Annotated in this window: 12 protein-coding genes; 6 read left to right on the top strand and 6 right to left on the bottom strand. The window is 64.2% G+C overall.

Going from position 1 to position 20,450, the window contains the following annotated elements; genetic code table 11:
• Positions 1 to 41: 41 nt before the first annotated feature.
• Genes NZ993_09695 through sprA form a run of 3 tightly spaced genes read right to left on the bottom strand, consistent with a single transcriptional unit; the run spans position 42 to position 9,306 of the window.
• Entirely contained in the window at positions 42 to 1,571 is a 1,530-nt protein-coding gene (locus tag NZ993_09695) for a peptide MFS transporter (GenBank protein ID MCS7156059.1), read from the bottom strand.
• Between the two features lie 59 nt (positions 1,572 to 1,630).
• Positions 1,631 to 2,176, bottom strand: a complete 546-nt coding sequence (locus tag NZ993_09690) for a cob(I)yrinic acid a,c-diamide adenosyltransferase (GenBank protein ID MCS7156058.1) — start codon at positions 2,174 to 2,176, stop codon at positions 1,631 to 1,633.
• An 11-nt stretch (positions 2,177 to 2,187) separates the two neighbouring features.
• A complete protein-coding gene (gene sprA, locus NZ993_09685; protein ID MCS7156057.1) occupies positions 2,188 to 9,306 on the bottom strand; it encodes a cell surface protein SprA in 7,119 nt (2,372 codons plus the stop codon).
• Between the two features lie 213 nt (positions 9,307 to 9,519).
• Here sprA and NZ993_09680 point away from each other — a divergent pair, with 213 nt between their 5' ends.
• Both NZ993_09680 and ispG read left to right on the top strand, forming a co-directional pair.
• Positions 9,520 to 11,001, top strand: coding sequence for an LptF/LptG family permease (locus NZ993_09680; protein MCS7156056.1), 1,482 nt, complete (start codon positions 9,520 to 9,522; stop codon positions 10,999 to 11,001).
• Positions 11,002 to 11,065: 64 nt separating this feature from the next.
• Entirely contained in the window at positions 11,066 to 12,310 is a 1,245-nt protein-coding gene (gene ispG, locus NZ993_09675) for a flavodoxin-dependent (E)-4-hydroxy-3-methylbut-2-enyl-diphosphate synthase (protein ID MCS7156055.1), read from the top strand.
• 3 nt (positions 12,311 to 12,313) lie between these two features.
• Here the strand turns inward: ispG and NZ993_09670 are convergent, their stop codons facing one another.
• Both NZ993_09670 and NZ993_09665 read right to left on the bottom strand, forming a co-directional pair.
• Positions 12,314 to 13,450 (bottom strand): NAD(P)/FAD-dependent oxidoreductase, encoded by a 1,137-nt coding sequence (locus NZ993_09670; GenBank protein MCS7156054.1) that lies wholly within the window; start codon positions 13,448 to 13,450, stop codon positions 12,314 to 12,316.
• On the bottom strand, positions 13,447 to 13,698 hold the full coding sequence (locus tag NZ993_09665) for a sulfurtransferase TusA family protein (GenBank protein ID MCS7156053.1): 252 nt from the start codon (positions 13,696 to 13,698) through the stop codon (positions 13,447 to 13,449). Before NZ993_09665 ends, NZ993_09670 begins: the two co-directional genes overlap by 4 nt.
• Positions 13,699 to 14,247: 549 nt before the next feature.
• Here NZ993_09665 and pyrE point away from each other — a divergent pair.
• From pyrE to NZ993_09645, 4 genes are read left to right on the top strand one after another with little or no spacing between them, the layout of a single operon-like run.
• Positions 14,248 to 14,916 (top strand): orotate phosphoribosyltransferase, encoded by a 669-nt coding sequence (pyrE, locus tag NZ993_09660; GenBank protein MCS7156052.1) that lies wholly within the window; start codon positions 14,248 to 14,250, stop codon positions 14,914 to 14,916.
• On the top strand, positions 14,913 to 16,160 hold the full coding sequence (locus tag NZ993_09655) for a competence/damage-inducible protein A (protein ID MCS7156051.1): 1,248 nt from the start codon (positions 14,913 to 14,915) through the stop codon (positions 16,158 to 16,160). Before pyrE ends, NZ993_09655 begins: the two co-directional genes overlap by 4 nt.
• Positions 16,161 to 16,184: 24 nt before the next feature.
• On the top strand, positions 16,185 to 18,104 hold the full coding sequence (gene dnaG / locus NZ993_09650) for a DNA primase (GenBank protein ID MCS7156050.1): 1,920 nt from the start codon (positions 16,185 to 16,187) through the stop codon (positions 18,102 to 18,104).
• Positions 18,064 to 18,786: an RluA family pseudouridine synthase gene (locus tag NZ993_09645; protein MCS7156049.1), complete on the top strand. Its 723-nt coding sequence runs from the start codon at positions 18,064 to 18,066 to the stop codon at positions 18,784 to 18,786. Before dnaG ends, NZ993_09645 begins: the two co-directional genes overlap by 41 nt.
• On the opposite strand, the gene NZ993_09640 is transcribed toward NZ993_09645, so the two are convergent.
• On the bottom strand, positions 18,783 to 20,420 hold the full coding sequence (locus NZ993_09640; protein ID MCS7156048.1) for a S41 family peptidase: 1,638 nt from the start codon (positions 20,418 to 20,420) through the stop codon (positions 18,783 to 18,785). The two genes, NZ993_09645 and NZ993_09640, sit on opposite strands and share 4 nt — an antisense overlap.
• Positions 20,421 to 20,450 lie beyond the last annotated feature (30 nt).

Genomic DNA, 20,450 nt, shown 5'->3' with positions numbered 1-20,450 from the left:
CGGCTCAAAGTTATCCTTGAGTTGGGCTGCTACGAAAGGCTTCAGCGCACAGCGCCCATCAGCCGCTTGATAGGCCTGAGCAAAAGCAGCAGCAGAAACGCCGCACCGGCTGTCGTGCCGAAGACAGCCAAAAAGAGCACCGGTAGCGGGAGCCTCTCAAAAAGCCCGGCGATCTGGCCGCCGATGAAGTTGCCAAGCGAAATCGAAAGAAACCAGACTCCCATCATCTGGCCCACCACCCGCTCCGGAGCCAACTTCGTAACCGTGCTCAGGCCCACGGGGCTTAGGCATAGCTCTCCGATGGTGTGGCACAGGTATGTGAACACAAGCCACATGGGGCTGACCTTCACCCCGGCCTGGGCCAACAGGGCCGCCGGAACCAAGACGAGAAAGCCCAAGCCCACGAAAAACAACCCCAGAGCGAACTTAACGGGAGAGGAGGGCTCTCGTCCCCGCCGGGCCAGGGCCAACCAAAGGGCCGCAAAAGCGCCCGAGAGCATGATGATGAAGAAGGCGTTTACGGACTGAAACCAGCTGGAGGGGAAAGAAAAGCCGAATAGCACCGTGTTCGTGTAGCGGTCGGCGAAGAGGTTTAGCGTGGAGCCGGCCTGTTCAAAAGCCGACCAAAAGAGGGCCGAGAAGACAAACAGCACCATCACGGCCGCCAAACGGCCCCGTTCCGGAGCCGTCCACCGGCCCCGCAAGAAGAGCAACCCGAAGTACACCAAGGGCACGAGGAGCAGCACAAGGCCCATCGCGCGCGTGACCCCACCGATCGTAAGCCGCCAGACCCCTAGCCGATCCAGCAGAATCGCCAGCGCGACGGTACCCAACGCACCTCCCAGACCGCCTGCCAGCAGCCGCCGGTCCCGGGCTTGCTGAGCTGGATCGACCGCACGGGCGGGCTTAAGCCCCGCTTCGCCCAGGTAGCGGCCCCCCACGAGATACTGAATCAGGCCTAGGGTCATGCCGAGCCCCGCGGCCCCGAAACCGTAGTGCCAATCGATGCGCTGCCCCAAGTAGCCGCACACAAAGGGCGCCACGAAAGCGCCCAGGTTGATGCCCATGTAGAAGATCGAAAAGCCGGCATCGCGACGTATGTCCTCGGGGCTATAGAGCATGCCCACCATGGTGCTGATGTTCGGCTTCAGAAGCCCGGTGCCGATTATGATGAGCGCAAGCCCCGTATAGAAGGGGATAAGATCGCCCAGGGCGTCCGTAAGGGCGGGCAAAAACATGCTGTAATGGCCCAAGGCGATGATGATGCCGCCAAGCAAAACGGCCTTTCGGGCGCCCAGGAACCGATCGGCGATCCAGCCGCCGGGCAGGCCGGTCATGTACACAAGAGCCGTATAAAGCCCGTAGATGGCCCCGGCCGTGGCCACGTCGAAGCCAAGCCCGCCAGCGGCTGCGGGCGCGGTCATGAACAGGATCAGCAGGGCCCGCATGCCGTAGTAGCTAAAGCGCTCCCAGAGCTCCGTAAAAAAGAGCGTCGAAAGGCCCTTAGGATGCCCGAAGAAGGCCCGGTCTTGCTCCAGGGCCGGCCGGGTGGCGGTTCGGACGGTCTGCATAACGGCTCCCTGCTCCTCGATCGGCCCAAAAAAAGAGCCTGAGGCCCCCAAAAGCAACCTTAGCGCGGAGGACGCCAGGGGACGTCCGAGACCCCCGCCTCTTGGTTAGCCCTGCGGGCCATTACGAAGAGCGCATCCGAAAGCCGGTTGAGGTAGCGGATCAGTTCGGGGTTTACGGCCTCCTGACGCGCCAAGGCCACGCAGACGCGCTCGGCCCGGCGGCAGATCGTGCGGGCCAGATGCAACCAAGCGGCCGCCGGACATCCCCCGGGCAATATGAAGTACTTTTGGCGCTCTAGCTTCGCCTCCCATCCGTCGATCCAGCGTTCCAGACGCCCGGTCATTTCCGGCTTGACGCGGGGCACGTAGTCGTTGGCCTCGGGGCAGGCCAGATCCCCGCCCACCACGAAAAGGTCGCGCTGCAGCTCCTGTAGCGCCTCGGAAAGTTCCCCCGGCAGCCCCTCTTGGACCAAGACAACTCCCAGGGCCGCGTTGAGCTCGTCGACGCACCCATAAGCCTCCACGCGCAGCGCGTCCTTGGGCACGCGCCGCCCCCCGAACAGGGACGTGTAGCCCTCATCTCCGGTTCTGGTGTAGATCCGCATAGCCTGCGTCCTTAGGATGTGATGCCAACCCGGATCTTGAAGCCGATCTGCTGGGTAGTGGACGGGGTCACGCGCGAAGAGCCCCGGGGCGAGACGTCCTCCAAGCGCCACCGAAACTCGGCCGTCACCCGCGTCGAGAACGCATAACTCAACGTGGGCTCCAGCACCCAACGGGCCGAGCCGTCGCTGGTGCGTGGCCGAAGCCCCTCCGGGCGCAGCGCGCCGGCCAGGGCCTCATCTAGGTCCTGGCTGAGGTAGTAGACGTCGCGCACCTCCTGGCTGTAGGAGAGCCCTAAGCCCACGTTGAGCTCGTTTTCCAGCGAGCGCATACCGAGGATCGGAAACGGAAGCCGAAATCGGGAGCGCCGGTAGCTTGCGCGCACGCTCAGCTCGGCGATGCGGCGGATGTTGACGTTTGCGTTCGAAAAGCTTATCGAGATGACGCGCGCCCAGTTGTAGGTGAGCTCTGTGCGCACATCGCCTTTCCAGGTGGCGCTGAGCCCAAGGAGCGGGGCGAAGCGCTGCGCGATCGCAAGATCGCGCGCCTCATACAGGGGTACCACGTCCCGCACCCGGATGCCCCCGATGCGGTAGCTAAGTCCCTCGCCGGCGTTGATGTTCCGACGCCAGCCGCCCTGATACTGGCCTGTGTAGCCATGCCGGAGCACGATCGAGCTGGCCAGCCGACGAAGCGGCCCCAGCTGCTCCAGGCCGACCCAAATCACCTGCCAGTTGGGCCACGGCAGAACGGGCAGGCCCCGTGAGTCAAGCCAGGAGCCGATAGGCCCCCCGAAGACGCGCTGAAAGTCGCGCAGCAGCGAGGGGGCGGAACCGACCACCAGGCCATCGCCGTTGCGATCCGTCACCTCTCCGGCCTGTACGCCGTCCTCCTGCAGGCGCCGCCATTGAGCTTGAAACAGTTTCGCATAAGAGCCCACAACGCCCCAGGTGGTGAGCGTGAGCTGTCCCTCCTGGGTGAGGGCCTCCTGAAAGGCCCGCCGGCCGGGGTCAAAGCTTACGGCGTTTTGCAGGTTCTGCTGCCACTGGGCGTCCCAGTTCAAATCGATCCGGAGGTTGTTCGACGGCGATAGGCTGGTGCGCGCTCCCAGCTGGCGCGTCTGCTGCCAGCTGTCCAGAAACCGAACGCCCGCTACGCGCACCCGCTGTTCCGGATCGGGCGCGCGCGTCCAGCCCAGCCGATAGGCCAAGGACGGAGAGCGACGCTGGGGTTGGTCTTGGAAAAGATCGGCTAGCCCCGCCGGCCCAGGGAAGCCGGCGTTGCGCGCCTGTTGACGCTGCACAAAGGTCAAATCCAATTGCCGTAGGCTGGTTAGCGTCACAAGGAGCCGCTTGTAGAGGCGCTTCCAGATGGGCTCTGGCGGTTTGGGGCCCCGGTCCCAGGCCTGCAATTGCTGATACCAGCGCGCTGTGCTCCACAGCTCGCCGATGCGCAGCTGGCCGTTTACGCGCACGTCCATCTGGTTGGCGATCTGGGCTCCGGTGCTGTCGCCGGTCGGTCCGTTGTTCCAGAGGAAGTCCGCCGTATAGGCGGCCGAAAGCCCCAGCCAGCGCAGGGCCCGATAGGCGTTCAGGCGCGGATTGAAGGTGGCCGACAAGTTTTGGCTGTAGGATTCCGGCCGGATCCCCGGGTGCCGGTCCCAGAGTCGCTCCCAGATGGCGCGCTCCGAAAGCGCGCGCAGGCGCCGGACCGTGAGCGTATCCCGAAGCCGAAGGAGGAGCGTATCCACCCCCAGGGCGGCCAGGCTGGTCTGTCCGTTGTAAGCATAGCTTAGGCCTAGGAAGGGCAACGGGTTGTACTGCAGCCCCATCCCCTGGCGGTACTGAAACTGATGCGTCTCGCGAATCGGCTTAAGGGCAGAGGAGGGCCATCCGGGCTGTCGGCGCAGATCGGCCTCGCTCGGACGATCCTGCGCGCGCATCACGGTGCGCTGCAACCCCGCCTGCAGCAGCAGGGAGCTCGGCATGTAGTTCCACTCCAGGTGGGCCAACCAGCCCAATACGGGCACGCGGCGCAGAAACGCAAACGGCCGCACAGGGGCCGCTTGCGGGAAGCTGAGCTGGTATTGGGCGCCACCGGACCACTGCCAGCGGCGGTCGAAGAGCACCGAGGGGCTAGAGGCCAGCTCCTCGGCGTAGGCGAACTGCAGCCCCAGAGGATCAAGCAGGAGGCGCGCTGCGGGATGTTCGGAGCCCGCTTTGCGGATCCCCGGCAGGGCGATCGATCGAGCCTCTCGCAGGGTGCGGGCGGCTTCATAGAGGGAGTCAATCCGGGCCCGTCGCTGCGCGGGCGTAAGCGCCGTGTCGCGTTCGATGAGGCTGCGGATCGTCGCCAAGCGCACATCCGCGCCGGCTCCGGGCGCGTAGGTAGGCGTCGTACGGGCCCGCTGCCAGGCGATCGAAAGCGGGATCTGCCAGCCATATCGGGCCGGCAGCAGCCGCTCCAGAGACCAGCGCGAGCTCAAAGACCAATTGAATCGATCCTCACGGCCCCGTTCTTCAAGCCGGCTCTCGACCGAGCCAAAGCCCTCGGTGCGGCGGTCTAGGCTGAAGTCCACCTGCGCCAGGTCGGCTAGCTGCAGGCTGGCGCTGCCCAAAGCCGCCCAACCGGACTGGGCGTCAAAGCCGCTCACGCGCAGCTCGTTCACCCAGAACTCCGCGTTCAGCACGGGCCGCCCGTCTCGGGGGTTGAGGATCCCGATGGCGAGCTTGGTGACCTGACTCAGGCTGGGCCGGCCCCGGATGTACAGGCTGGCCCCCGGGGGAGCGCCCTCGTAGTCCAACAGGGCGGAGCCGCCAAAGAGCGAATCCTCCGGTATGCCCAGCCGATCCCGCAGCTGCTTGAGCGCATTAAGCCGTTCGATTTGGATGTTCACCTGGTTTTCAGCCGGCCAAATCAGCTCCGGCGTGTAGGCACCAGGCCCCCCGGGCAACACGGGGGTGGGCTTGATGGGCTGGCGGTATTCGTAGTAGTCACGCCGCAGATCGGATCCGATGCGGATGAACAGCTCCGCCTCCTCCGGTCGCTCATAGCCCTCTCCGTGCACGTCCATGCGCAGGTTGGAGTAGCGCAGCAGGTTGAGCCCGCCGAAGGTCCTGAAGATTGCCCGCATATCGCCCCGATACAGGTTCTGCACGCGCAGCACCAGGGCCTGTTCGTTGCGCTGAATCTGCTCCAGCGTCGTCCGGTCGACGGGCCGAATGGCCCCCGGAGGGCTCTTGTAGGGGATGGGCGTGCGCGCAGCGTTTTCCTCGATGTTGATCGTGGCCACCTCAAAGCGCGTATCCGGGTTTTGCGTGCCCACGTTGAGGCGCGTCCACTGGCTGCCGACAAGCTCCAGGGTGGCAAAGCGCAAGGTGACGGGCTGCTCAAAGCCCGTAAGCCAAAGCCGAAGGGCCTCGACGACCTTGAAATCCCGAATGTCCCCCACACGACGCCTGTACTGCGCAAGCGGAATGCGCACCAGATACCAGCTCTGGCGCACCCCTCCGATCTCCACCTCCCGGCGGTCGACCACGTAGCCCGAGCCCGGGACCAGACGCTGAGGGTCTAGCTCCAGTTCGTATTGAAAGTACGCGTTGCGCGTATCCAGAGCGTTGTTGCCGTTGAGGTCCTCGGTGTCCGGAAACTTCGTCGAGCCCAGGATCCCGGCCCGGTTCAGAGGGGCGTTGCCCTCCAGTCCCGGGTGGTAGCGTCGAAAGCGCTCCTGCCAACCGGCCTCGGCCGGAAAAGCGGGATCGAGATAGTAGCGGTAGTTGTCGTTGGACGGATCAAGCCGGGCGCGCTCGTACTCCGGAGAGCCCTCGCCGAACTGACGACGCACGGCCTCCAGAAAGTCCCGAAATTGAACGCGCTCCTCCTCATCGCGCAGCCCATCTAGGCCCACGTCTTCGTAGGCACGCAACCGGGGGTCGTTGGACAGCAGCTGGTCCTTGATACCGCGCGAGATCTTGCCCCAGCGGTCGCGCACAAAAGAGCTTGCCGTCGAGTCCAGCCCATCTTCGGTGTTAAGCTGTCCGTTGGGGATCACGTCCTCGCTGATGTAGCCGATCTCGATGTAGAGCCGGCCCTTGTCTCCGGGCCTCAGGACGGGGGCGAACCAGAACTCCAGAAACTCGATGTTGTTGATTTCGAAGTTGTTGTAACCATCCGGGATGCGCGTCATGATCCCGGCCCAAGCGGAACGGGGGTTGGCCTTGAAGGCCAGCAGATCGCGCGTGTAGTTGTAAGGCCCGCGCTCCTGGGGCAGATACCAGAGATCCAGGGGCTGCAAGTAGTCCTGTCCGCGCTGAACCTGCCGCTCCGGAAAAAGCTGACGCTGCTGCAGGGGCCAGGTCTCGGGCCCCAGCGCGGCCTTGTCCTGTCCGTAAAGCTGAAGGGGGATCGCATACCAAGAAAGCCAGGCGCGCCAGTTGCTCTTAAGCGAATCATCCAGAGCTGTGCTGCCCCGCACGCGGCCGATCGAATCCGGAACGCTGGCCAGACGCCACATGCCGGGGTTGAGAAAGGATACGGCGCTGCGAACGCCCTCGAAGTCGTCAATGTAGGAGATCCCTTGGCGCTCATCCCTAGGCACCGCATAGCCTTGGCGCCGCAGGCGATCCTGCGTCTGGCGCACTAAAGGGGTGCTGGCAAAGCCCGGTATGAGCTGGGCAAACTCACCGCGCAGCTGGATCCGCGAAGGTGCGCGGGTCTGCACGAGGGGCAGCGCGTCCACCAGACGCGTGAGCCAGGAGGGTTCGGCCGTGTAGCTGCCGTCCAACCCCCAGATGAGGTTTCGGACTGGCTCCTCGCCGATGCGGTTTTTGTCGGCGATGGGCTGCTCGCCCAGCCGGATTAGCGTACCGCCTAATCTAAATTGCTCTGCGGGCTCATAGTCGGCCCGCAGGCCCAGTAGGGTTTTGCGCTGCAGCTGAAAGGCCCTCTGCTGTTCAAACTCTACTATGATCTGACGGCCGGGTTGCAGGTAAGTGGGATCCGTAAAAGTGATCGTGCCCGTTATGTAGTCGACCGTGTAGGCGGAGGGAGGCACGACGACGCCGCCGCTTAGGACGCGGATGCTTCCCTCGACAACCCCGCCCAGGCCGGCACCCAGGTTGTACTGCTGGCGCACCGACCCCCGGGATTCGCCCTTAATCACGTAGAGGTCGCGCGGATCGCGTCGGGCCTCGACCTTGGTCTCCCGGTACAAGGCGTCAAAGACCAGCGTGTTCTCCAGCTCCCGATCCGCGGCCGTGCTTCTGATGGCGTTTCGGATCGCCTCCCCGAAGGGCTCCAGGACCGGAAACAGGAGCCGGCCTTCGCGCTCGTCGATCGTATAACCGGGCAGAAAATCAAAGCGGTCATCGGGCTGAGGGGCCAGGTTGTCGTTGAGCCGGTCTAGAGCCGTCAGCTGCAACAGGGAAACAGACCGTCCGTCCCGACCGCGGATCGCCACGCCGGGCAGCGTGCGCTGCTCCGGGGTGCCGGGTTTTCGGTATACGATATCCAGTTGCAGCTCCTCGCGTCGGAAGTTGCGGCTGGGCAGCCGGTAGATGTTGCGCAGCACCAGATCCCAGGAGGGATCGCTGGGCACGGGGTTCGTGGGCCGAATGAGCTTAAGCACGAGTCGGTTCGTCTGGGTTCCGCTCGACCCCCCGCCGCGGGCGAAGTCTCCAACCTCGACGGCCCTGCCGGCGGCGTCCACGTACCGGTAAGCCACAGCCAGGGCTTGAAAGCCGGACAAGCTGGTGCGCAACGTCAGATAGCCCAGGTTGGGATCAAAAGTGTAGTCACGCCCGGGGTCCAGGCGCAAAAACGTGCCCTGCACGTAGGTGCGCGGATTGAGGCCAAGTTGGCGCTCCAGGATGTCCGTTACGTTGTCCGCCGTGCGCAGCCGATCCAAGTCGACGTCCGAAAACCGGTCCGCGGCCGGATTGGGGGGGCGATCCGAACCCGCTTCGCCGAGCTCAAGCAGGGCCACGGCGTCGCGCTCGTTTTCCTGGAGCCGTTGTTGGGTTTGGCGCAGTATCCAAACTTCGAGGTCCGTGATTTGCACCTCGGCCACGATCGAGGGGGGTCGGCTGAAGGCCTGTCCAGGTCCGACACCCCAGCGCTGACGAAAGTAAAAGCCCAGCAAGAAGTGCGTATCGTCCTCGTAATCCGTGGCCTTTAGTTCGAAGGTGTTCGTCTCCGCCCCCCCGTCGAGCACGATGCGGGTGCGCTCGCCCTCCTGTTGGCTGAAGACCGAGGATAGGCGCATGGGGCCCAACTGAAAATCGGAGCGGATCCCGAAAAGCGCCTGCCCGCCGCCGATGAGCTGGGAGGGCGTCTGCAGCGATACGTTGCCGGCCTCGATGCGCCGGATGATCTCGTCCTCGTAGCCCGTATACTGCAGCTTCAACCGGTTTTCAAAGTCCAGGATACGCTGCGTGTCCCAGTCGGTGGAGACGGTGAGCTTATCCCCGATCCCGCCCGAGATGCCGAGCCGGATGTTCTGCCCAAAGAGGGGATCGATGCGATACTGCTGCTGGGGGGGCAGGTTCGGATCGCGGTTGCTCTGAATCGACAGGCCCAGATCCACGTCGGCCTGCCCGTTGACACGCAGTGAGACGGTGGGGGCCCCGAAGAGGGTGCTAAAGGCCGCGGAGCGGCCCCCGGGTACCGCGATGCGCAGATCCAACAGACCCCGCTGCGAGGCCCGCTCCTGAGTCTGCGTCCGGAGCAGCTCGCGCCAGGTTTGCGCGATCTCATAGCGCCTGCGCTCCCGCCAATACGTGAGGTAGTCCACCGTAAGGGGTACCCGCACGGTCAGGCCCGATACAGTCTCGCGCGCCGTAAAACGGCTGTACAGAGAATCCGGCGACAGCTCATGGCGCCACACGGAACGCGGCGCAGGCAGGGCGGCCAGGGGTTCGACGCGAACGGGGAAAAGAGGGCTTACCCAGTACGGGCGCATCCGATACCGAAGCAGGGGCTCTTGGGCGCGGCCCGTATCGGCTCCAAAGCTGCGGACAGGCGAAAGCGTATCCGCCTCTCCCGAGGTCGAATGGGCCCTGAGCGGGATTCGAGGCGCGCCCAACGCCCAAAGGGAACAGCCCGCGATCAAGACCAACCCCAGGAGCCGGCCCATCGGCGCCCGCTTGCTGCTGTGCTCCGGCATGTCACGGGGCAAGTCGTTTGGTTATGAAAGAAGCCGAACCGGCTTAGGCCGCGGTAGCAAGGGTCGCTGAGGAGATGGCCTCTTTCCCGACTTTGTTGCCCAACCGTTTGGAGGCGGGATATCTTGCGGCCAAAAGGTACAGGACTTTTCCGACCCCACGCAAGGACGCCAGCCGTGCTCCGGATGACGCACCTAGAGCGGATGCTGTTGCGCGCGCACCTGGGGCCGTTTCTGTTCGCCTTCAGCCTGCTGCTGTTTTTGCTCGTGCTGCAGTTTCTGGCCCGATACCTGCCGGAGCTCGTGGGCAAGGACCTCGGGCTGGGGACGATTCTGGAGCTGCTGGCTTACAACTTGGCCTACATGGTCGTGCTGGCCGTTCCGATGGCCGTGCTCGTGGCCACGCTCGTAGCCTATGGGGATCTAGCGGAGTTCAACGAACTGAGCGCCGCCCGCGCAGCGGGCATCCCCCTGCTGCGGCTTATGCGGCCGGCGCTCATAGCGGGCCTCATGCTAGCGGCCTTTTTGGCTTTTTTCGCCAGCGAGATCCTGCCTCGGGCCAACGCGCGCGCCCGGGCGCTCTGGATCGACATCCGTCAAACCAAACCCGCCTTCGCCTTGCGGCCCGGAACCTTCTATACGGGCCTGGAGGGCTATAGCCTCTATGTAAACCGCATGGGGGCAGATGGACGCCTTTACGGGCTTCTCATCTACGACTATTCGCAGGGCTTCAACCGCCTGACCATCATCACGGCCCAGGAGGGGCGGCTGGGGATGCGCCCCGACGGCCGCACACTGCGCCTGGAACTAGAGCGCGGAGCGATCGATCGGCAAGTCGGGCTACCTTCGGGCACGGACCACCAGTACGAACGGATCCGCTTTGCGCGTCTGGTGCTCCACTTCGATCTGTCCGAGTATCGGTTTGTGCGCTCCGATGCACGTTCCCAGCGGGGTACGGATCGCACGATGCGGCTCAGAGAGCTACGAGCGGCCATCGACACGCTGCGCAAGGAGATCGCACACGATCAAGACCGATTGCGGGCCGAAAGCCGCCTGTTTCGACGCGACAGCCTGCTGCGCGCCTGGGATGAACTGACAAGCCCCCCTGCGCCCGGGGACAGCCTCTTGTATCGTCGCCTGCTGGCCCGGTTGCATGCCGGCTCGCCTGGCACTCCCGCCCCCCTTCGGGCCCTTGCGGAGGCGCCGGCCGATTCGGCCCTGATCTGGACCCAGCGGGCAGCCGCGCGGGCCCGCATGCTGCGCAATCAGGCCGACAACGCGGCCAGTCTGCGCGCCTGGCGCCAGAACCGGATCGCCCAGTACGCCGTCGAGGTACACAAGAAGTTGGCCGTGGCCACAGCCTGCGTGCTGTTTGTACTGCTAGGGGCGCCGCTTGGGGCCACCGTGCGCAAGGGCGGCATCGGCACGGCGGCCACGATCAGCACGCTTTGCTTTCTGCTTTACTGGGTTTTGCTCATTCAGGGCGAAAAAATGGCCGACCGCGGCCAGATCGCGCCCTGGCTCGGGATGTGGGGAGGCAACATCTTGTTCGGCGCCCTGGGCCTTTGGCTCACGTATCGGGCCACCTTTGAGGTCGTGCACGTCGACGTAGGGCACTGGTGGCCCTTCCGGCGGCTGCGCGCCTGGCGCCAAACCCAACCGGCGTAAGCCGGAATCCCGACGGCCAGGTCGTACGTTCTAAAGGCGGCCCCAATCGGAAAGGATAAGTTGCATGCCGCGTCGACAGACTCCCACCGTGTGGGTGGGCCAGGTCCCCATCGGAGGCTCCCACCCCGTGGTTATCCAATCCATGACCAACACGCCCACAGAAGATGCGCAGGCCACGGCCTGGCAGGTGGCCGAGCTCTATCGGGCCGGAAGCGAAGTCGTACGCATCACGGTCAACACCGAACGCGCCGCGGAGGCCGTTCCGGAAATCCGCAAGCGGCTCGACGAGATGGGGGTGTCCGTGCCGCTTGTAGGGGATTTCCACTTCAACGGCCACCTGCTTTTGCGCCGCTACCCAGCCATGGCTCAGGCGCTGGACAAGTACCGGATCAACCCCGGAACGGTCGGCAAAGGGGCCCAACAGGATGCGAACTTTCGGACGATGCTCGAGGTGGCTCAAGAGTTCGGCAAACCCGTACGCATTGGGGTCAACTGGGGATCGCTTGATGAATACCTGCTGACCGAGCTCATGGACGCCAACGCGCGCCGGCCCGAGCCGCGCTCGGCCCACGAGGTATTGCTAGAGGCCATCGTGGAATCCGCCGTACGCAGCTACGAGCAGGCCCTGGACTATGGGCTGGGCGAGGACCGGATTATCCTATCGGCCAAGGTCTCCTCCCCAGCCGACCTGTGGTGGGTGTATCGGGAGCTGGCCCGGCGCACCCGGGCCCCGCTGCATCTGGGCCTAACGGAGGCGGGCATGGGGATAAAGGGCGTGGTGGCCTCCGTGGCCGCGCTGGTGCCGCTTTTGCTTGAGGGCATCGGCGATACGATCCGCATCTCGCTAACGCCGGCCCCCGGAGAGCCCCGCACGCGGGAGGTCGAAGTGGCCCGGGAGATCCTGCAGGCGCTTGGGCTGCGGCAGCTGGCCCCGTCGGTTTCGGCCTGCCCCGGCTGCGGACGCACCAGTTCTACGTTTTTCCAGGAGCTGGCCCAGCGCGTATCGGAGCACCTGGCCGCCCGCATGCCCGAATGGCGTACGCGCTACCCGGGCGTGGAGCGCCTCAAGGTGGCCGTGATGGGTTGCGTCGTCAACGGCCCGGGCGAGTCCAAGCACGCCGACATCGGCATCAGCCTGCCCGGAACGGGGGAATCGCCCCGAGCCCCCGTCTACATAGAAGGCCGACACTACGCCACGCTCAAAGGCGATCGCATCGCCGAGGAGTTCATCGCCCTGCTAGAGCGCTACGTAGCCGCCCGCTTCGGAAACGATTCCGCAGGTCCTCTTGCCCAACCAGCAGATAGCTAAGCCCTATACACGCCCGGTGGGAATCAAGTACCAGTAGGCCCGGTTAAAAAGCTTCTTGGCCAGATGGTAGAATCGGGTGGGCCGAGGCGGCTCCGGCGGATGCTCATAGTCGAAATCCAGTAGCGTCGCCTTGCCATCTCCGAGCTCTAGGAAACACTGCACATGGCCGTCATAGCGGGCCGTCGGCTCCTGGCCCCGAATCTGCGCTACAATCCGATCGGCTACAACACGGGCCTGATAATGGGCCGTAGAACCGGCTTTGGAGATCGGGATGTTCGTAGCGTCGCCGATCACCCAGACTCCTTCGACACCCTCGAGTTGAAGGGTATACCGGTCTGTGGGGATCCAGCCCTCGTCGTCTCCAATGCCGCTTCGGAGCACCGCCTCCGCCCCTCGATGGGGCGGGATGATCACGGCAAGATCATACGCCAAATCCCCGCTCATACCGAAGATCACGCGGCGTTCTGGGTCAATGCCCTCGATATCAAAGAAAAGCTCTGTTCGAATCCCGCGCTCATCTAAGTGCCGTTGGGCCAGCTCAGCCACAGATTCAATAGGAAAGCAGCGACCAATGGGGAAAGTGTAGACGAGTTCCGTTTGCCCACGCAGCCCGCGTCGGCGCAGGTAGACATCCAGCAGAAAAGTAAATTCCAACGGCGCTACGGGGCATTTAAAGGGCATACCACCGATACCAATGACCACGCGTCCCCCACGGAAGGCCCGCAGAGCGTACTGTAGATTGCGAGCCCCCACAAGGGAATAAAAATGATGCGCGCCCTCTTGCAGCCCAGGGATGCGCTCAAGATCCAGCTGCGAGCCCGTGGCGATCACAAGCCAATCATAGGGAAGGACCTCGCCTGAGCGCGTCCACACACGCCGGCGCTCTAGGTCAAAACGCTCAGCCGCGTCGTGAATGAAAAAAACCTCCTGCTCCAGAAGCGCTTTTTCGGGACGCCGCAGATCGGTCTCCTCCATGTCGTCCACCGCCACATACAACCAGCCAGGCTGATAGTGGTGCTCTGCATCCTGGCTAAGCAGGGTTACCTGGGCTTCCTCAGGCTTTAGTCGGCGGGCCAGTAGGTTGGCTACGAGTGTACCCCCTACGCCGCCGCCCACGATCAGAATCCGACAGGGGCTCATGAGGTCCTCCTACCCTGAACCTCGATCACAAACTTGCGGGCGCGCCCGTCAAGCTCGATAACCTCTAGAAGCCGGTGCCCAACTTTCTCAGCCCAGGCGGGAATGTCCTTACTCGAGCCAGGATCGGAGGAGATAACAGCGATCACATCCCCGGGTTGAGCTTTCTTGGCCATCCGGACGAGCTCCATAAGCGGCCCTGGACAAGCCATGCCCCGTGCATCGACCTCTTGCCGGATTGTATACGCCATATTTCCGCCTCCTTGGCTGCAACTTTATAAAAGCGGCACCAGATGCGCCCTTCCTCGTAGGCCCTTATTTTCTCTCAAAAGTCCAAGCATCCGCAAGATCAAACTACGGGCGATAATGCGCACATCGCCTAACTCCTCGGCCTGCCGAAAAGTAACCCTTCCAGGAGCGCCCATGAACCCGAGGAAACTGCCTGGAGGTGGGGGGGCCATCTCCTCAAACCCCTTCAGAAACCGTTCCGGCTGCCTCAGGCCTTCCCTTCGAAAGGCCATAAAGCCCCAAACGGCCACAGGCACACGCACGGGCTCGCCCATAACCGGCGTGCGGCACAGAGGCAACCAAGGCCCGCCGGTCGTACCGGCGAAGAGCCTAATCCCCAGAGGCTTCTCAGCATGAGCTATATAGAAGCACTCCTCGTCGTTCGTCTCCTATAGATGCCCCCGCTTCCGGAGGTGTCAAAGGGCGATGGTGAATTTTCTATGAAACCCAAACTGCTAGCCCTGCTCAGGCGGGGCGTATTACCTTTAAAGGTACCTTAAGGGCACATCGCAATGTTTCTCTTGCGCCAAGAGACCGCAGCCCAAGTGGCCGAGGGGCTTTTGCGCCTGGGAGCGGTTACGTTGCGCCCAGAAGCGCCTTTTCGGTGGACATCCGGCCTGTGGGCTCCGATTTACTGCGACAACCGCCTGCTTATGGCCGACCCTCCGCTGCGCGCCTTCGTAGCTGACGCCCTAGCGGAGGCGATTCGCACCCGATATCCGGAGGCGACGCTTGTAGCGGGCACGGCCACAGCGGCCGTCCCTCACGCCGCCTGGGTGGCCGAACGGCTTCAGCTGCCCATGGTGTACGTGCGTACTGAGCCCAAGGGCCACGGACAAGGCAAGCAGGTAGAAGGGCTGTTGCCCGCGGGCGCGCGCACGGTGCTCATCGAAGACCTACTCTCAACGGGGCGATCGAGCCTGCGGGCCATAGAGGCGCTGCGGCGTGAAGGGGCGCATCCGGTGGCCGTGGCGGCCATCTTCGCCTACGGGCTACCCGGAACCGAGGAGCGCTTCCGCCAGGCTGACCTGCCCGTGCTGGTGCTGTGCACGCTGCGGGAGCTCGTAGAGGTCGCCCTGCGAGAGGGCGAGCTCTCCTCAGAACAAGCGGCCCTGATCTGGTCTTGGCATCAAGATCCCGAGGCGTGGTCCAGGCGCTACGCAGAGGGACGATCCGCATGAGGGCGGCTGTATTGGCCATAGGCGATGAGCTGCTCATCGGACAGGTCGTTAACACAAACGCGGCCTGGATCGGCGAACGCCTATCGGAGCTGGGCCTCCGGGTCGTTTACCAGATGAGCGTGGGCGACCAACCGGAGGCGATCCAGGAGGCGCTGGCCTTCCTCTGGCCCCGGATCGATGTGCTGGTGAGCACAGGTGGGCTTGGGCCGACGCATGATGATCGTACGGTAGAGGCCATGGCTGATTATTTCGGTTGGCATCTGGAGCTTGATTCCGAGTGGGTCGCAAGGATGCGCGCCTTTTTTGCCGCTCGGGGTCACCCAATGCCCGACAACAACCTGCGACAGGCCCGGCTGCCCCGACAGGCCGAACGCATCCCCAACGCGCTCGGCACAGCCCCGGGTATTTGGTTTGAGCGGGAAGACCGGGTGCTGGTCGTGCTCCCTGGGGTGCCCTATGAGATGCAGGCCATGATGCGCGACTTTGTACTGCCTCGTCTGGGGGCGCGCTCCGATGGAGAGCGGACCCGGCGGCGCACGCTGCTTACGGCCGGGATCGGGGAATCGGCCTTGGCCGAACGGATCGGGGACCTGAGCCCCTGGCTTGCGCGGGGACTAGAGGTGGCCTATCTGAGCAGCCCAACGGGCGTGCGGCTGCGCCTTACGGCCCGGGGCCGAGATCCGCAGCAGCTGGAGCGCGTTCTAGAGGAGCTGGAGGCGCATCTGCGCTCTCGCATCGGGCAATACATCTACGGAACCGATGAAGAGGCGCTTGAGATCGTCGTAGGGCGGCTTTTAAGCGAACGCTCTTGGACGATCGCGGTGGCCGAATCCTGCACAGGCGGACTCATCCTAGACCGCCTCACCAACGCACCAGGCAGCTCCCGCTACTTGCTAGGCGGCGTGGTGGCTTATGCGAACGCGGCCAAAACCGCTCTGCTGGATGTCGATCCCGAGGTGCTTGCCCAACACGGAGCCGTAAGCGAACCCGTGGCCCTGCAAATGGCCGAGGGCGCGCGCCGGCGCTTTCAGGCGACTGTGGGCATCGCTACCACGGGCATCGCCGGCCCCACCGGAGGCACCCCGGAAAAACCCGTAGGGCTGGTCTGGATAGGGCTCTCCGCTCCAACGGGCACCTGGGCGCGGCGTTACCAATTTGAACAAGACCGGCGGCGCAACAAGGAGCGCGCCGCTCAGGCGGCGCTCTTTTGGCTTTGGCAGTACCTGACAGGTCTTTGGCGCTAGGCGCCACCAAAGGCCGGTTCCGATATGAGTTGGCATCCCGATACGATCGAGGCGGTTCGCGCCGCGGCGGACATCCTGCTCGTGATCGAGGAGGTCGTGCCACTCAAACGTCGCGGCAAATACTGGGTGGGCTTGTGTCCGTTTCACGCCGAAAAGACGCCCTCCTTCACCGTAACCCCCGACAAGGGGCTTTTTAAGTGCTTTGGCTGCGGCAAAGGGGGCGACGTTTTCACCTTCGTCATGGAATACGAGCGGGTCTCTTTTCCAGAGGCCGTGCGGATTCTGGCCGAGCGTTTCGGCGTGCCCCTGCCGGAGCCAGGCGGACCGCGCGCGAAGGGCGATCAGGCCCTCTACGAGGCGCTAGGCCAGGCCGCGCGCTTCTTTTACCGGCACCTTCGCAATCCGACCGGACAGAAAGCCCAACGCTATCTCGCAGCTCGAGGCATATCGGATGCGATCGCACGTCGTTTTGGGCTTGGATACGCCCCGGCCAGCGCCGATGCGCTCTATCGGCATGTGCGCGCCCTAGGGATGGATCCCAGGCCGTTTGCGCAGGCCAATCTGCTGATTCCAGGGCCGGGCGGTACATATCGAGACCGCTTCCGGGATCGGCTCATGTTCCCCATCTTGTCGGCCTCGGGTCGGGTGGTGGGCTTTGCCGGTCGCTTGCTGAAGGAGGTTCCCAATCAGCCCAAGTACGTGAACACGGCCGAAACCCCCCTGTACCGCAAAGGTCGACTGCTTTACGGACTCTACCAGGCGCGGGAGGCCATACGCGCCCGAGGCGAGGCGTTGCTGGTAGAAGGTTACGCGGACGTGTTGGCTTTGCATGAGTACGGCTTCGAACAGGCCGTGGCCTCCGGCGGCACGGCGCTTACGGCCGCACAGGCCCGGCTGCTTGCGCGCTACAGCCAACGCGTCGTAATCCTTTACGACGCCGATCCGGCCGGCCTCATGGCCACGCTTCGGGCCACGGAGCTGTTGCTGGCGGAGAACCTCGAGGTGCGCGTACTCCGGCTTCCGGAGGGGGACGACCCGGATAGCTTCCTGCGCCGAGAGGGCCGGGAGGGCTTCCTGGCGTACCGGGAACGCGAAGAATGCGATTTTCTGCGTTTTCTTTTGGCGCGCGAGCTCCCCGCAACGCCATCTCCGGAAGCCCAGGCGCGCGCCGCCCACGAGGCCCTGCGTCTTATCGCGCTCATCCCGGACGTCCTTCGGCGCACCGCCTACGTGCGCGCCCTTGCCGAGGCGCTTCGCATGCCCGAGGCCGAGCTGCAGACCGCCCTAGAACAGCGTGCGCGGTCCGGCTCGCCCGGCCCGTCGGCGGCCCGTCCTGTGCGTCTAGAGCCTTCGGCGGAGGCATTGAGCCCTCAGCCGTCCGCCCTCCAACCGGACATACCCCCGCCGGAGCGGCTGCTTTTGCGGCTCATGCTGGAGCACGGAGGCGCGCTGGTACGGCATGTTTTCAGCCATACGAGCCTAGAGGAGTTCCAAGAGGGCCCCTCCCGGGAGCTAGCGCGCCGCCTTTTGGAAACCTATCAGCGAGGGGAGCCCATCGAAATACCCCGATGGATACGCGAGCTGGAGGGCACATCGCCGGGGGCGCTCATGCTCGACGTCCTGATCGATCCCCATGAGCTCAGCCCAGGATGGCGGGAGCGACGCCTCGTCGCCGGCCAACCCGAACCCGACCCCCATGAGGCGGCCGCCGACGCCATCAAACGCTTAAAGCGTTGGAATCTAGAACGGCTCATAGAACAAAACAGCCGAATGATTCGGCAGCAAAGCCTTCTGGGTGGGGACGTAGAGGAGCTACTGCGCACGCAGCTGGAGCTAAGCCGTTACCTGGCCTGGCTTGAAGCAGCTCGCTTTCCCCCTCCAGAGACGGAAACGCAGGATAGTCATGCCTCCGGAGGCGAACCTGAGGATTCTATGGGCCGATGAGCAACTGCTGGTGGTGGCCAAACCCCCTGGGCTGCGCTCAGTGGCCGACGGAACCCAACTGCCCACGGTTCGGACGATCTTGGAGCCAACGTACGGGCGGCTTTGGGTGGTGCATCGGCTTGACGCCGAAACCTCCGGAGTGCTCATCTTGGCCCGTACAGCCCAGGCGCATCGGGCTCTAAACGAGGCCTTCGCCAGACAAGCGGTATACAAGACCTACCACGCCCTTGTCGTGGGCATCCCTTCTTGGGAGGAGCTCGAGATCACGCTTCCGCTTCTTTCGGATGGAGACCGCAGGCATCGGACCGTGGTGGATTTCAAGCGGGGCAAGCCTGCTCGGACGCTGGTGCGCGTTCTAGAGCGCTGGCGAGCTTATGCGCTTCTAGAGGTCGAGCCCCGGACAGGCCGTACGCATCAGGTTCGGGCCCATCTGGCCGCCGTCGGTCTACCCCTAGTAGCGGATGCGCTGTACGGCTCAGGCCGGCCGCTCTTGCTTGAGGAGCTCAAGGCGGGCTACAAGGCCGGCCGAACACCCGCTCAGCCCCTGATGGCGCGCACGGCGCTGCACGCCTTGCGGATCGGCTTCCCGCATCCGCGGACCGGGGAGCGCATAACCGTGGAGGCCCCCTATCCCCAGGACTTCGCGATCGCCCTACGCCAGCTGCGGCGCTGGGGTGGTTAACCGCCCAGTACCCTGCGGTACGCCTGAGGATCACGCAGCAGGGCGATCGCGCGGTCCACAAGCGGGTCTCGTTCCAAATCGAGCGCGATAAGGCGAGAACTGCCATAATACCGGGCCAAGATCTCCCGACGCAGCTCCTCTTTCAAGGACCCCGCATGCCGAAGCAGATCGCGACCCTTTTCCGCATCCAGCGCCCTCTGCAGGGCCTCCAAGCCCGGCCGCAACGCCTCGTAGAAGCCCTCGGCGCGCGCGGCCTCCACGAGCTCGCTCAGCCGTCGCTCCGTTTGGGTTTCGTAGGCAAAGCCGCGTTCGCGTAGAAAGCTCCCAAACTCCGCGTACACGGCATCGGAGACCGTGAACGTATCCGGAAGCTGCCGATACCGAGCGGCGAAGCGGTTGGCAAATTCGAAGACCCACATCCGGCGCCTGAGCGCCTCCTCCAGGGCGCTCGGCGGAGGCGGAGCCAGGCGCACGTCGGGTTCGATGCCAACTCCGTCGTAAACGATTCGGCCTCGGCTGGTGCGAAAAGCCCGACGCAGGCTATCCGGAATCAAGCGCCCCCCGTTTCGGGTGTGCTCGGCGTAATCGACAGCCTGAATACAGCGGCCGCTTGGGGTATAGTATTTGGCCGTGGTGATCTTGACCGCCGTGTTGTACGAAAGGGGCCGAATGACCTGAACAAGACCCTTACCGAAGGTGCGTTCGCCCATCACCACGGCCCGGTCTAGATCCTGTAGGGCCCCAGCCACGATTTCAGAGGCGCTGGCGCTCTCCCTGTCCACAAGCACGACTAAGGGCATATTGGGCAGTGTAGGGGAATCGGAGGTGCGAAACTCGCGCTCTACCACCCCCTTGCGACCGCGCATGGTGACGACTAGACTGCCGCGGGGCAGAAAATGCCCGACCACGGCCACGGCGGCCTCCAGCAGCCCGCCCGGATTACCCCGCAGGTCCAGAATCAACCCCTCAAGCGGACCTTCGCGGCGCAGCCGATCCAGAGCCTGCGCGAACTCCCGAGGTGCGCCTTCGGAGAAGCGCTCCAAGCGCACGTATCCGATTCCGGGCTGCACCCAGCCGGCGTAGGTTACATCCTGGAGCCTGACGCGCTCGCGCACAAGTACGAATTCAAGCGGCCTAGCTTCGCCCTCGCGTGCGATCGTCACGGAGACGGTCGTGTTGGGCTCCCCACGCAGCAGCGCGCTCACTTCGGCCGTGCTCAAACCGGAGACGGACTGCCCGTTCACCTGGAGGATGACGTCCCCGGCCCGGATGCCCTGTCGAAAGGCCGAATAACCCTCCAGAGGACGCAGCACGACGATGCGACCGTCGCGTTCGGCTATGGACAGGCCCACTCCCCCGTAACGGCCGCTTACGGTGAGCTCGACATCATCGCGCTGGGTTTCGTCGATGAAGTTCGTGTAAGGATCCAGCAGCTCCAGCATCCCCTCTAGGGCCCCTCGGATAAGCTTGGCGGGAGGCACTTCATCGACGTAGTGCGTGCTGATCTCGGTGTACAATTCGCTAAAGATCGTGAAGTGCTTGCGCAGCTCGAAGAACCGATCCGAGCCCTGAAAGAAGCCCAAGCTCAGCAGCGCCGCAAGGCCCAGGGGCAAAACGAAGCGCATCGGCCGCATGGCGTTGCTCCCGCTGATTTTGGCGCGCAA

The organism is Bacteroidota bacterium (genome assembly GCA_025059945.1).
In the GTDB taxonomy this organism is placed as follows: domain Bacteria; phylum Bacteroidota; class Rhodothermia; order JANXDC01; family JANXDC01; genus JANXDC01.
This window is presented reverse-complemented; position numbering and strand designations above follow the sequence as displayed.

Bases quoted from the DNA above. Each gene is read 5' to 3' on its own strand.
- NZ993_09695 (MCS7156059.1), bottom strand. From the start codon at position 1,571: ATGCAGACCGTCCGAACCGCCACCCGGCCGGCCCTGGAGCAAGACCGG.
- NZ993_09690 (MCS7156058.1), bottom strand. From the start codon at position 2,176: ATGCGGATCTACACCAGAACCGGAGATGAGGGCTACACGTCCCTGTTC.
- sprA (MCS7156057.1), bottom strand. From the start codon at position 9,306: ATGGGCCGGCTCCTGGGGTTGGTCTTGATCGCGGGCTGTTCCCTTTGG.
- NZ993_09680 (MCS7156056.1), top strand. From the start codon at position 9,520: ATGACGCACCTAGAGCGGATGCTGTTGCGCGCGCACCTGGGGCCGTTT.
- ispG (MCS7156055.1), top strand. From the start codon at position 11,066: ATGCCGCGTCGACAGACTCCCACCGTGTGGGTGGGCCAGGTCCCCATC.
- NZ993_09670 (MCS7156054.1), bottom strand. From the start codon at position 13,450: ATGAGCCCCTGTCGGATTCTGATCGTGGGCGGCGGCGTAGGGGGTACA.
- NZ993_09665 (MCS7156053.1), bottom strand. From the start codon at position 13,698: ATGGCGTATACAATCCGGCAAGAGGTCGATGCACGGGGCATGGCTTGT.
- pyrE (MCS7156052.1), top strand. From the start codon at position 14,248: ATGTTTCTCTTGCGCCAAGAGACCGCAGCCCAAGTGGCCGAGGGGCTT.
- NZ993_09655 (MCS7156051.1), top strand. From the start codon at position 14,913: ATGAGGGCGGCTGTATTGGCCATAGGCGATGAGCTGCTCATCGGACAG.
- dnaG (MCS7156050.1), top strand. From the start codon at position 16,185: ATGAGTTGGCATCCCGATACGATCGAGGCGGTTCGCGCCGCGGCGGAC.
- NZ993_09645 (MCS7156049.1), top strand. From the start codon at position 18,064: ATGCCTCCGGAGGCGAACCTGAGGATTCTATGGGCCGATGAGCAACTG.
- NZ993_09640 (MCS7156048.1), bottom strand. From the start codon at position 20,420: ATGCGGCCGATGCGCTTCGTTTTGCCCCTGGGCCTTGCGGCGCTGCTG.